This window comes from Fodinibius salipaludis, assembly GCF_002287075.1.
Classification (GTDB): domain Bacteria; phylum Bacteroidota; class Rhodothermia; order Balneolales; family Balneolaceae; genus Fodinibius; species Fodinibius salipaludis.
Window position 1 is genome coordinate 347,800 of sequence record NZ_NSKE01000003.1, and the last position, 13,431, is coordinate 361,230.

The 13,431-nt window shown below is 43.0% G+C and carries 11 protein-coding genes and 1 tRNA gene; 6 read left to right on the plus strand and 6 right to left on the minus strand.

From position 1 onward, the window contains the following. Positions 1-290 precede the first annotated feature (290 nt). The 5 genes from ileS to CK503_RS05790 all read left to right on the plus strand — a co-directional run bounded on the left by ileS (position 291) and on the right by CK503_RS05790 (position 5,184). Complete coding sequence (ileS, locus tag CK503_RS05770; protein ID WP_095605841.1) at positions 291-3,461, plus strand: isoleucine--tRNA ligase; 3,171 nt, start codon at positions 291-293, stop codon at positions 3,459-3,461. Between the two features lie 14 nt (positions 3,462-3,475). Further along, on the plus strand, positions 3,476-3,883 hold the full coding sequence (locus tag CK503_RS05775) for a TraR/DksA family transcriptional regulator (protein WP_095605842.1): 408 nt from the start codon (positions 3,476-3,478) through the stop codon (positions 3,881-3,883). A gap of 9 nt (positions 3,884-3,892) precedes the next feature. Next, positions 3,893-4,486 (plus strand): signal peptidase II, encoded by a 594-nt coding sequence (locus CK503_RS05780; RefSeq protein WP_095605843.1) that lies wholly within the window; start codon positions 3,893-3,895, stop codon positions 4,484-4,486. Between the two features lie 150 nt (positions 4,487-4,636). Then, the gene (locus tag CK503_RS05785; protein WP_095605844.1) at positions 4,637-4,852 is read left to right on the plus strand and encodes a DUF433 domain-containing protein; all 216 of its coding nucleotides are present in this window, start codon (positions 4,637-4,639) and stop codon (positions 4,850-4,852) included. After that, positions 4,849-5,184, plus strand: a complete 336-nt coding sequence (locus tag CK503_RS05790) for a DUF5615 family PIN-like protein (protein ID WP_217988344.1) — start codon at positions 4,849-4,851, stop codon at positions 5,182-5,184. The genes CK503_RS05785 and CK503_RS05790 overlap by 4 nt, the downstream gene beginning before the upstream one ends. A gap of 133 nt (positions 5,185-5,317) precedes the next feature. Here the strand turns inward: CK503_RS05790 and CK503_RS05795 are convergent, their stop codons facing one another. From CK503_RS05795 to CK503_RS05810, 4 genes are all read right to left on the minus strand, one after another. Continuing rightward, positions 5,318-6,583, minus strand: a complete 1,266-nt coding sequence (locus CK503_RS05795) for a bifunctional 3,4-dihydroxy-2-butanone-4-phosphate synthase/GTP cyclohydrolase II (protein WP_095605845.1) — start codon at positions 6,581-6,583, stop codon at positions 5,318-5,320. A 20-nt stretch (positions 6,584-6,603) separates the two neighbouring features. Further along, positions 6,604-6,912, minus strand: a complete 309-nt coding sequence (gene yajC / locus CK503_RS05800) for a preprotein translocase subunit YajC (protein WP_095605846.1) — start codon at positions 6,910-6,912, stop codon at positions 6,604-6,606. 301 nt (positions 6,913-7,213) lie between these two features. Continuing rightward, entirely contained in the window at positions 7,214-9,337 is a 2,124-nt protein-coding gene (locus tag CK503_RS05805; RefSeq protein ID WP_095605847.1) for a 3-hydroxyacyl-CoA dehydrogenase NAD-binding domain-containing protein, read from the minus strand. 33 nt (positions 9,338-9,370) lie between these two features. Continuing rightward, a complete protein-coding gene (locus tag CK503_RS05810; protein WP_095605883.1) occupies positions 9,371-10,681 on the minus strand; it encodes an acetyl-CoA C-acyltransferase in 1,311 nt (436 codons plus the stop codon). A gap of 181 nt (positions 10,682-10,862) precedes the next feature. On the opposite strand from CK503_RS05810, the gene CK503_RS05815 reads away from it, so the two are divergent. Beyond that, a tRNA-Val gene (locus CK503_RS05815) sits at positions 10,863-10,936 on the plus strand. Between the two features lie 290 nt (positions 10,937-11,226). On the opposite strand, the gene CK503_RS05820 is transcribed toward CK503_RS05815, so the two are convergent. Further along, positions 11,227-11,826, minus strand: a complete 600-nt coding sequence (locus CK503_RS05820; protein ID WP_095605848.1) for a hypothetical protein — start codon at positions 11,824-11,826, stop codon at positions 11,227-11,229. 23 nt (positions 11,827-11,849) lie between these two features. Beyond that, complete coding sequence (locus tag CK503_RS05825) at positions 11,850-13,397, minus strand: Fic family protein (protein ID WP_095605849.1); 1,548 nt, start codon at positions 13,395-13,397, stop codon at positions 11,850-11,852. Positions 13,398-13,431 lie beyond the last annotated feature (34 nt).

A 13,431-nucleotide genomic window follows, 5' to 3' on the forward strand; every position in this document is an offset into this window, starting at 1 on the left:
TTATGATCGGTTTAATAGATTATAGGCAATAAAATAATGGCTGAAGACAATAAAGTATAGCTTAAAGATTTGCAATAATTCTAATTTGCAAATTGTTATCGCAATGCTTTTTATAGGTCGCTTGCAATGTAAAATATGCCTCAGAATGTGAATTGGTGAGTAAAGACTTGTATCTTTGGGGTTCATTTATTTTGATAAAAATTTATTAGAAAACTTAAGCTACTGTAAGGTTTAGAAAACCCTTATATTGATAGCTTTCAAAAGCCAATAGAGAACGTACAGCGGCCTTTATGAGTAAACAATTTGATGAAGTCAGAAGATTAAATTTTTCAAAACTTGAAGTAGAAACCCTTAAGTGGTGGAAAGAGAATAATATCTTTGAGAAAAGTGTTTCTACCCGCGAAGAAGGAATCCCCTTTACCTTCTATGAGGGACCACCCACGGCAAATGGCAAGCCGGGCATACATCACGTGCTGGCACGTACCGTAAAAGATATGTTTTGCCGGTACAAGACCCTGAAGGGATTTCGAGTTGATCGTAAGGCCGGCTGGGATACCCATGGCCTTCCCGTAGAGATTGAAGTGGAAAAAGAGCTCGATCTCGAGGGACGTGAACAAGTAGAGGAGTATGGTATTTCGGAATACAATGAGAAGTGCCGAAACAGTGTCCTCAAATACAAAGATCTTTGGGATAAGCTTACAAACCGTATGGCTTATTGGGTTGACTTGGACGATCCCTATATCACCTTCGACAACGATTACATTGAATCTGTTTGGTGGGCGTTTAAGACACTGCACGAAAAAGGTCTGGTTTACAAGGGATATAAGATTCAATGGTATTCGCCGGGCAGTGGAACCGTATTGTCATCACACGAAGTTGCTCAGGGCTATGAAGAGGTTCAGGATCCTTCCATTTTTGTAAAATTTAAAGTAGAAATGGCCGAGGATGTTTACTTTTTGGCCTGGACAACCACGCCGTGGACGATTATTTCAAATATGGCATTGGCGGTGAATCCTAATCTCGATTACGCCAAGATTGAACTCTCCGAAGGCGATCGGACTGAATATTATATCATGGCCAAGGAGTGCATCGATGAAGTGATCGACCATGAGTATGAGATTGTAGAAGAATACAAGGGCGAAGAGTTGGTTGGCTGGACCTATGAACCAGTATTTGATTATGCCCTTGAAGAATATGATAAGGATGATGCATGGAAGGTTGTCTCGGCCGACTTTGTAACAACAGAAGAAGGTACTGGCGTTGTACACACCGCACCTGCTTTTGGTGCTGATGATTATGAAATGGGACAGGAGCATGACATCCCAATGTTTAATCCAATTGACCAAGACGGAAAATTTACCGACCAGGTGCCCGATTTTGAGGGGCAGTGGTTCAAGGATGCCGATAAGGAGATTTCTCGTGCAATTAAGGATAAATACCTGATGTACAAGCATGAGACCTATCTGCACAATTATCCGCACGACTGGCGCAAGGGTACACCCTTGATGCAGTACCCGGTGGAATCATGGTTTATCCGTACTACGGATGTGAAAGACAAAATGGTGGACTTCAATAAGAAAATTAACTGGAAGCCGCCAAGTACGGGAAGCGGACGTTTTGGAACGTGGCTCGAAAATAATGTGGATTGGGCGGTTTCGCGTCAACGCTACTGGGGAACGCCCATCCCGCTTTGGGTAAGTGATGAGAATCCCGAGCATGTGGAAGTGGTAGGAAGTGTTGAGGAGCTTAAGAAAAAAGCTGGTTTGCCCGATGATGAAGAGCTCGATCTACACCGCCCTCATATCGATGATATTACGTGGGAAGGCCCCGGTGGCGGCACGATGCGACGCATCCCCGATCTGATGGATGTCTGGTTCGATTCCGGATCAATGCCGTTTGCGCAATGGCACTATCCGTTTGAAAACAAAGATAAGTTTAAAGAAAATTTTCCTGCTGATTTTATTGCCGAAGGCGTTGATCAAACGCGCGGATGGTTCTATACGCTCCATGCATTGGGTACGATGCTTTTTGATCAGCCCGCCTATAAAAATGTAGTATCTAACGGGCTTGTGCTTGATGAAGACGGCAACAAAATGAGCAAGTCTAAAGGCAATACCGTCGAGCCATTTGAGGTTATTCAGGAGTACGGTGCCGATACGGTACGCTGGTATATGATGAGTAATTCATCGCCGTGGGAGAATCTGCGATTCAGTGAAGACGGATTGCAGGAAACACAGCGGAAGTTTTTCAATACTATTGTAAATACGTACTCGTTCTTTGCGATGTATGCTAATATAGATGGTTTTGCGTATTCCGGTTCACAAATACCGGTTAGCGATCGCGTAGAGATGGATCGGTGGATTATTTCCCGTTTGAATACCACTGTGAAACTGGTAGATGAGTATTTGGATGATTACGAGCCGACCAAAACAGCGCGTACCATTGAGCACTTTGTAGATGAGCTTAGCAACTGGTATGTGCGTCGTAATAGACGCCGATTCTGGAAAGAGGGAAAGAGTCTGGACAAACAGGCTGCCTATCAAACACTATATGAATGCTTGGTAGATTTGGCTAAATTGATTAGTCCTATTGCTCCGTTTTTGGGAGAATGGCTGTATCAACGGTTGAATGAAGTAACCGAGGCGGATGAGGAGTCGGTACATATTTCCTTCTATCCGACGGTTGAAGAAACGGCTATTGACAAGCAGCTGGAACACCGCATGGAGCTGGCGCGACATATTTCATCCATGGTGTTGAGTTTACGCAATAGGCTGGAGCTCAATGTTCGTCAGCCGTTGTCACGCATTATTCTGCCTATAGAAAAAGAAGAAGACCGACAGGCTATTGAGTCGGTCAAAGAAATTATACTGGACGAAGTAAATGTTAAGGAAGTACAGTTTGTGGATGATGATTCCGGAATTGTCCACAAGTCTGCCAAACCTAATTACCCCAAGCTTGGTAGTAAGCTTGGTAGCAAAATGAAGCCTGTAGCATCAAAAGTGGCCGAATTGACTACCGAAGAGATCACTGAATATGAGGAGACCGGATCTATTGAATTAGATCTGGGTGAACAGGGTATTGTACAGCTCGGTGAAGATAGTCTCGAAATTATCCGTACCGGCCTGGAAGGTTGGTCGGTTGAAACCGAAAAGGGATTAAGTGTAGCCCTTGATACCGAGTTGACTGAAGAGCTTATTCAAGAGGGATTAGCACGAGAATTTGTTAATCGCATCCAGAATATGCGTAAGGAAGCGGATTTTGACGTAGAAGATCGTATTATTATAGGCTTCGAGGGTTCAGAAGAACTTGAAGAAGCGGTAACAACGATGAAAGATTATATTAAAAGCGAAACTCTGGCAGAGGAAATTTCATCCCAAAAATTAGAAGTATCAGATTTCGTAAAAAGTTGGGAGATTGGCAATAGTGAATCAACCATTTCTATTAGAAGAAACCCTAATTAAGAAAGTGAGCTATTATGGCATCATCAAAAAATGAAAATAAAGATACAGAGCGCGTTTCTCCTTATTCTGATGAGGAGTTGGAATATTTCAAAGAGATTATCTTAAAGAAACGTGAAGAAGCTGAGCGAGAGCTCGAGTCGCTTCAAAGTACTTTGCGCGACAGCATGGAAAATGCCAGCGATGAGTCAGCGTATTCGTTCCACATGGCTGATGCCGGGACAGATGCCCAGGAGCGTGAAAAAACGTACATGCTTTTTAACAGAACGAAGAAATTTATTCGTTATCTGGATGACGCTCTAAAACGGATCGAAAATAAGACCTACGGTGTTTGTAAAGTGACGGGTAAGAAAATTTCCAAGGGTCGGCTCGAAGCGGTGCCCCATACTCAGCTTAGCATTGACGCAAAACTCAAGCGTAAATAATTTTTTCGGTTGGATAGAACAAAGATAACAGCTCTTTCAGTCCCGGCACTGGTCGTCATTTTGTTAGATCAGCTTAGCAAGCACTGGATTCGTCTTAATCCGCAGTGGCATTATGCTGATCTAATTCCGGGATGGCTTACATTTAACTATACCCAGAATCCGGGTATGGCCCTGGGGATGCGCTGGGCTTCGACGGAAGTGATCAGTGGTATTGCTATTTTAGCCACTATCGCTATCCTTTCGTACGTGCTCTATAATCGAGAGGATGCTACCGTAGGATATCTCGTTTGTATGGGATTAATACTTGGTGGAGCCATAGGAAATATCATCGATCGCCTGATTATGGGATATATTGAATCATACGGTGGTATTTTAGAAGGGCATGTAATCGACTTTATTCATTTCAATCTAACGATTAGTGGATATCCCGTTTTTCCGTATATCTTTAATGTTGCCGATGTGGCCATCAGCACTGCCATAATTGCTATGCTTATTTTTCACAAACGGATTGTGCCACAAAATCTGTCGGGAACAAAACGGCAAGATCAGCCAAACGACGAAAAGGCAGCCGACATACAGCGTTCTGTGGATGTGGGAGGGTAGCTTTGTTGGGAGGAGAAGTGAGAGGTGTTAAGGGGTTTTGAAAGATAAGCTAATGTTAGGGTAACTACCTGATTTAGCAAGAAATTTCTAAATGATTCATTCGTTACTTATCTTGAAACAAGTCAATTCTTCAAAATCTTATTTCACCTTATGAGTCCTGCAAAAAAACTCATTGAACAACGAAAAGATATTTTAGGTGGCACCCCTGTCTTTAAAGGGACACGTGTTCCAGTGAAAACCTTTTTCGAGTATTTAGAAGCTGATCATTCGATTCCCGAATTTTTGGAAGATTATCCTACCGTTTCCCGCCAGCAAGCTATTGATGTACTTGAATCTTTAAAAAATCAGCTTCTTCAGCCTCAATGATTATTAGAATTTTATTGGACGAATGCCTTCCAAAGAAATTGAAACACCGAATTGAGGAATTAGATCCTGATTTCATTGTAAGTACCGTCCCAGAAATGGATTGGGCTGGAGCAAAAGATGGAACCTTGCTTTCAAAGGCGCAGAAAGATTTTGATGTATTTATAACCAGTGATCGAAATCTAAGTTTTCAACAATCTATTGAAGATGTTGGAATCCATGTACTGCTTTTAGTTGCATCTACAAATATTTATGAAGATCTCCTACCCTTAGTTGCAAAGTTAGAACCAGTTATCAAGAATTGCGAGAAAGGCCAATTTAGTAGAATTAAGTAAGTAGTTTCTCTCTAACCCACGTACGGCTCAACTCGGAAAGACCTCGCCATTTCCTTGCCTCTCTATCATTTATTAGCTAATCTTTCATTAATAAGTTCAACACTGTTGCGCCTGCCGGTTATGCGTAAGGTCTTTACTCCTCGGTAACAATGCTATCAATGAAATCGGGGCTGTGAGGATCTAACTCATCGAGTTTTAGATCGTGGCCCATCTTATCGCGCTTAGTTTTCAGGTATTTCGCATTTTCGGGATAAGCACCCACTTCGATAGGTACTCGTTCGGTCATTTCCAATCCAAAACTTTTTAAGCCGACACGCTTAACGGGATTGTTCGTCATAAGGCGCAACTTTGAGATACCCAGGCTGCGTAGGATCTGTGCCCCAACACCGTAGTCACGGGCATCAGGTTCAAAACCAAGCGCTTCATTGGCCTCAACGGTATCCAATCCCTCTTCTTGTAGTTTATATGCTTTTAGCTTGTTCACTAATCCAATGCCGCGGCCTTCCTGATTCATATATAGAACAACCCCACGACCCTCTTCTTCAACCTGAAGCAGTGCCTGATGTAGTTGCTCCCCACAGTCGCAACGCTTAGAGCCAAAAATGTCCCCCGTCATACAAGAAGAATGGACTCGGACTAATACAGGCTCGTCTTCATTCCATTCACCTTTGGCTAACGCCAAGTGATGATCGCCGGTAAGGCGCTCCTGAAAAGCATGGAGCTGAAAGTCGCCGTAAATGGTGGGTAGGTTCACATCCACTACCTTGCGCACCAGCGACTCGTTTTGCATGCGATAGGAGATTAGATCCTTGATGCTGATCAGTTTCATATCGAACTCATCGGCAATTTCGACCAGATCGGGCAAGCGGGCCATCGCCCCATTATCTTTCATAATTTCGCAAATAATGCCCGCCGGTTGGAGTCCCGCCAGTCGGGCCAAATCGATAGCCGCTTCGGTATGTCCAGCGCGACGCAAAACGCCGCCTTCGGTGCCAATGAGCGGAAATATGTGACCGGGACGTCGAAAATCACCGGGTTCTGCATCCTTTTTAATCATCTCCTTAATAGTATTGGCGCGGTCGCCAGCAGAGATACCTGTAGTAGTAAGCTCCTTGTGATCCACCGAAACCGTAAAAGCGGCCTCATCGGGATCAGCGCCCTCGGTTACCATATAGTCGAGATTGAGGGAGTACGCTTTTTCGCGTGTTATGGGCACACAGATGAGTCCACGGCCATATTTGGCCATAAGATTGACAGCTTCGGGCGTTACCTTTTCTGCCGCCATAACGAAATCACCTTCGTTTTCGCGATCCTCGTCGTCGGCAACGATAACCATACGTCCTTCTTTAATATCTTCGATAGCGACTTCTATACTATCGAAGTTGATATCAGCGCCCATAAGTGATTGTGGAGACTTAGTTAATCTTGATTGGGGTTCACATCCGAAATAGAGCTTTTCTTAAACCGTGCTTTAACACCTTTATCAATTTCAGCCAGTACGGTATCTTCATCAACAGTGGTTACCTTGGCAATCATTCCACCGGAAGTCACAATTTTATCTCCTTTTTCAATATTGTCAACCATTTCTTGAAGCTCTTTCTGCCGCTTCGTTTGTGGTCGGATGATAAAGAAATAGAATATGGCAAAAATAGCTCCTAAAAAGATGAGACTTGACCAACCTCCTCCGCCGTCCGGAGAACCCATTAATAATAGTGCGATATTTAACATGAAATAACTTGTTTAATTACTTTCAACGTATTTAAAAAAGAGTGTACAAAGATAGTATTTTTGGCGGCTTGCTCCAATTTTGGGGAATAACTTAAATTTCTTCTTGGAATGAGGTTTTCAGGGACTTGGGTACCTTGTATTAAACCTCGTTACAAAGCAGAGTATTGGTACCAGATAACCGGAGATAACGTGTCATCCTGAACCCCGATGTGTCGGGACAAACTTTGTTTCAGGATCTATATAAAATTTTGAATCAATAGATGCTGAAATGAATTCAGCATAACACAGAGTAAGGTTGATGTTAATCTTGGTGAAACTTCTTGTCATCCTTAGCATACTCTTTCAGGATATCGGCCGGTGTAAATCGCGGACCATGTTCCTGTTCAAATTTTTCCAATCGCCCAACAATGGTATCAGCGCCTTCTCGGTCGATATATCGAAATGGACCGCCCAGAAACGGAGGAAATCCGAGGCCGAGCACAGCACCCAAATCACCGTCTGTGGGATTGTGCAAAATATCTTCTTGCAGGCACCAGGCTGCTTCGTTTACCATCGTTAGCGTCATACGCTGCTGAACCGTTTGCTCATCAATAGATTTTCGATCACTTCCGCCAAAGTATTGGTAAATTTCTTTATTTGGATCGGTTTTCTTCATTTTGCCATTTTTCTGCTCGTACTTATAAAAGCCCTTCTTATTTTTTTTGCCTTTGTAGCCGTCTTCAAATAGCTCTGTCGGTTTTTTGCTGGGATGGACCCCGCGATCAGCAAAAAGATCACTAAGCACTTCGGTGATATGAGCGGCTACGTCAATGCCCACTTCATCAAAAAGGGTAGCTGGCCCAACGGGGAATCCAAACCGCTTCATATGTTTGTCCAGTTCTTTTATAGATATTCCCTCTTCGAGGAGCATAAGTGCCTCGTTCATAAAAGGAGCCAGAATCCGAGTTGTATAAAAGCCGGGACCATCATTAACTACAATTACATGTTTGCCCTGTTGGATACCCACTTCCCGAGCGGTAGCCGTAACCCAGTCGGCCGTTTGATCAGTAGTAATAATTTCGAGCAGTGGCATTTTTGGTACCGGCGAAAAATAGTGCATGCCAACAACTTGCTCCGGACGGCGCGATGCTTTTGCAATTTTAGTGATTGGCAGGGAAGAGGTGTTTGAAGCAAAGATATAATCGTCGGGCGTAACTTCTTCCACCTCTTTTATAATGGATTTTTTAAGATTCAGATCTTCAAATACGGCCTCAATTACGAGTCCCACATTTTCAAACCCGTCATAAGTGCCCGTAGGTGTAACATGACTCGCAATACGATCGCGTTCAAACTCAGAGATAATTCGTTTCTTCCGTTTCTTGTCGAGATTATCCCAGATCGATTTTTTGCCTTTTGCCGCCTGTTCCGCTTCTTGGTCTTTTAATAATACGCGATACTCGTTATTGGCACTTACATCTGCAATTCCAGATCCCATTAGTCCGGCACCCAAAACTCCAATTTTTTGGATCTCTTTTGCTTTCTCTTCATTGGGGTTTTTCTTGGCGTTCTGCATCGCAAAAAAGAGACTGACCATAGCTTCCGATTCGGGAGTGGCCGCCAGTTTTCCAAAATACTCGGATTCAAGTTGTAAGCCTGCCTGCATACCGTTTTCGTATCCCTCTTGTACGCAGTCGATAATTTTTTCGGGAGCAGGGTAATTACCTTTGCTTTCTGATTTTGCTCGCTTGCGTGCCTGCGAATAAATAATGTTGCGAAGCGGACTCATACCCTCCATCAGCTGGTGGACAAGGCTACGTTTATCCTCCCGCTCAAACTTTCCACTGTTGATTTTGCCAACCGCTTTTTTAGCTGCCGTAAGTACCGCATCGCGATGAGTAAGCTCATCCACGAGACCCAATTTATAGGCCTTTCGCGGATAAATATTTTTACCCGTAAGCATATAGCTAAGGGCATTTTGCACGCCAATAAGACGGGGTAGCCGCTGCGTTCCTCCACCTCCCGGCAGAAGTCCCAACTGCACTTCGGGCTGACCCATGACCGTATCGGAGTGCTTTGAGGCCACCCGATAATTGCAAGCCATGGCTACTTCCAAGCCACCGCCGAGACACGATCCGTGAATAGCAGCAACCACCGGTTTGGGATAATTCTCCAGCTGAAGGAGCAGGCGGTTGCCACGCTGACTTAAATCCTCAATTTCCTCCGGAGCTTTTTTGTTTTTAAGCATTTCTACATCAGCGCCAGCAATAAAATTATTCTTTTTGCCGCTGACCATTACGATGCCATCGATATCATCGGGATTCGTATTTTCGAGCAGCTCTTTAACTTCTGAGATCAACTCTTCGGTAAGCTTATTTACTTTAGAATCGGGTTGATCCAGCGTTACAACTAAAATGTTGTCTTGAATTTCTGTGTTTAGATAGCTCATAATATTATGACTGAGTAATTAAATGTCTTGATATTAGCTGTCAAAGCGTTCGAGGATCATCGCATGTCCCTGTCCGCCCGCAGCACAAGCGGCAACAAGTGCCAGTTCGCCATCCTCATGATGCAGTCGATTGGCCGCCGTTGTTACCAGCCGCGTGCCCGTAGCACCAAACGGATGGCCCAGTGAAAGTGAGCCGCCCCAGCAGTTAAACTTTTCCATCGGGATGTCGCCCACTTTTTTATCGCGATCCAGATTCTCTTCAGCAAATTTTTCAGAATTGAGTGCTTTAAGTACGGTTAAAATCTGTCCGGCAAAAGCCTCGTGGAATTCAAAAACGTCGATATCCGAAAGCTCCAGTCCCATCATGTCCAAGACCTGGGGTGTGGCATAGGCGGGACCGAGCAGAAGTTCGTCTTCCGGATCCTGAGCTACATAGGTATAAGCTCTTAGAATAGCTTTAGGTTTTAGTCCGCGATTTAAAGCCTCCTGTTTTTCCATGATGAGGGAAGCCGAAGCCCCGTCAGTAAAGGCCGACGAATTTCCAGCTGTAATAGTACCATGCGGTTTAATAAATGCGGGAGATAATTTCTGCAGCTTCTCCATAGAAGTATCCTCACGAAAGGTGTTATCATGTTCTATGGCCTCGAAATCGGGAGGAACTGCTGCCGGCAGAAGTTCCTCATCGAGCCAACCTTCATTGGTAGCTTTGGCCGCCAGCTGATGAGAACGCAATGCATATTCGTCTTGGGCTTGGCGACTGATTCCAAAATGGGCCGCCATCTTATCACAGCTTTCGCCCATCGTTTCTCCGGTAGAAAACTCGGCAATAGCCGGAATTTCTGGCAGCAGATCAGAGGGACGCAATCCCTTGAAGAACTTCAGGAAATCGCTCAGTGATTTATACTTGCGGGCATCGAGCAGTTTTTGACGGAACTTCTTTCGAAACCGGATGGGGATATCACTCATTGTTTCCGTTCCACCGGCCAAGATAATCTTTGATTGTCCCGATCGAATAAGCTCAACCGCACTGGTAATGGCCTGATTTGAAGAAATGCAGGCTTGCGTAACGGTGTGCGCCGGAACGCTGTTGGGTATGCCGGCCCCCAGTGCTGATTCCCGTGCTACGTTACTGGTGTTTACATCCTGGATAACCGTTCCCATAATGACGCGGTCAAGGTCGTCACCGTTGATGGGGGCGCGGCCGATAAGCCCTTCAATAGCCATGCGACCCAGATCGTAAGACATTAATTCTTTGTAGCTGGTACCCGAGCGTTGAAACGGAATGCGTCCGCCGTCTATGATTACTGCTTCGAAAGGAGTGTGATTTTGTGATTGATCTGCCATAATAAACATGTTGAAATGAGAACCAACGAATATGTGAGTACGACTAAGATGGTTGAATCAAAATCGTAAGTCAAGCATTAACTTAACACTGTTAACCTAATTATAGTTTTCTGTTGCCAAAGGTTCAATAAATTGTTTTGCGAGATAATAGAATATCCGTATATTTGTGCTCTTCAAAAACGGGCGATTAACTCAGCGGTTTAGAGTGCTTCCCTTACAAGGAAGAAGTCGCAGGTTCGAATCCTGCATCGCCCACTCAAAACCCTGTAAGTCGTTGGCTTGCAGGGTTTTGCTTTTTTGGGTACAAATATTAGTACAAACATATTCTTTATTTGGCCTTAATTTGTACCATTATTTTGCCCTCGTGAAGCTTTTGACTGTACCTAATACGCGTATCTAAAACCTATTCTATCCAGACCTTGGTAGATGTAGAAACTGCTCCAGCAGGTGTAGTTCTTTCTAATTGTTTGACAGATACTGAGAATGGTCCAGTATTTTCAAAGCTTAGTCTGCTGGATAGCTCAGGGATTTGGAGAGCAGGTGGCTTAGAAATAGATGATGATACCTAAAGTCATTAATGCTAATAAATAAGGTAAAATATATTCCGTGAATGCTGGTCTTAATACCAACATTTTTAGAAAGGTAGCCGCATAGGGTTTTGATATTTCTACAATATTAAAGTAGATATCTACCGCATCCTTGTTTTTCTCCTCGTCTTTAACAGGATCGTATGGTTTGTACGTGTAAGCCCATTTAAATGGGCTTTTTTTCTTTATGTCTTCGTACTTAAAAGGTCTTCTTCCTCCCATGTCGTCACTATTAACACTCTGTGGGTCAACATTTCTGGCAACTTTCTTGAATATATATTTATGTCTAAAATCACTGAGATATTTTTGGTACTGACTAAATAGTTTCTTGTGACCAAAAGAATCCTCAATAGATGAGTATTGGAAAAATCTTATCAGCGAATATACCCAAAAAACAATTAATAGGATTTCAATATTTTGCTGATTGCTTATTCCTACCTGGTTTCCCAAGATGTTTATTACATCTATTTCTAACCCAATAATATCATAAATAGATATAGCTATACTTGACAAAATAAGATTCCTTCTTTGTTGGTAGAACTTTTGGTGGTTTTCCATCGGTTTTAGTACTTAAAAAGATTTTAGGATCCTTCACTAAAAATATCTTGGTATTTCCCCTCTAACATATTGACTTCATCCTCAGTCAACGCCTCAAACTCTTTAGTACGAGCACGTTTGGATAGGGTGCCATCATTTTGACGTAAGAAGCCTATAAGGTTTTCCATACCTTTATCTGGTATATCGAAGTGTTCGGAAATGAAGGTTCTCATCTTGTCATGTCGTTCCAGGTATTGAACTTCTTCCGGTAAAGTATCGGTAACCGTTTCTTCTACGCATTCATAAAGAAATTCAGCTTGTTTGGTAGCATCAAAGTATCGGTAAAGGTCAATGGTATCGTTTAAGACTTCGACATTTCCATCTGATGTTGCCTCCCATTCAATGAGATCAAGACGTGGTTTGGAATAAGATTCCAGTACTTCCTTATACTCATCTATTTGGTCAAGGATCACTGATGATACGGGGAAAATAAGTCCTTTTGGGGCGAACTCTTTTTTAGCCAAAACATGATGTATTAAATATCGATGTACACGGCCGTTTCCATCTGTAAAAGGATGGATGAATACGAAGCCAAATGCAATAAGCGTAGCTGCTAAAACCGGATCATAATCACTTTCTATTAATGATTCATTAGTATTCAATAAACCATCTATTAATTTAGGAACATCTTCCCACTTTGCAGAAATGTGGTCTGGGACCGGCTTACTATTCACACGGTTATGTATGCCTACAAACCCTCCTTCTTTACGCCAGCCCATATCTACGAATCGCCGGTCTTCTATGACAATTTCTTGGAGTCGTAACAGTTCATCCTTTGTAAGGTCTTTCTGACCGGCCTGACCAATTGCTTTTCCCCATCGTTCTGCCCGATTTTCCGGAGGTGTTTCACCCTCAATAGCATAGGATGCTTTGGAGTCTTTGAGTAAAAGAAAAGCTGCAGCTCGGGATAATAAATCTGGATGTACCTTACCTATGGTATCCTTCACCTTACTTTCTAAGTTTTCAGCACTAAAATTTTCGAGCTTTTCTGTTCGGCGTACCAAAGGACAGAAATCCTTATTACCTGGTAGGTTATTCCATATTCTATGGCGTTTGGATCTTTCTTTAGGTCCTGGATATTGCAAATCCGTATCAAGTGCTTCTACATAATTCCCTGATTTAGCATCTTCTAAATCCAGTCTCTCATCTATCAGCCATTCATAGAAAAACCATATCCGCCTGCTATTACGGCCAGTGGGTTGATCCTGAACGATAGCTTCAATTTCAGTCTTCTCTATTTCTTTAAAGAGATTTTTTAAGATCAGTAGATCAATTCCTTCATATCTAAAAGCAAAAGTTAAATGCCCAAGTAAGGTTTGGTCTGGTTCCTGTACTGTCCTAAATACCTGCCATTTACCTTCTGTGTATCTTCTGTGTTTCTCACTTATTGCAGAAAGAAGTTCAGGTAATGGTACTTCTAAATCATACCGGTAAATTAATGCACTATACCCAGCCAGCTTCATATCGGTTTCAGGAAGGGTATATTTACGAAAAACGGTTACATTATCTGAAAATCGATTATTTTTGGGCATAATTTATACATATCGATTACCAATTATTTTGATA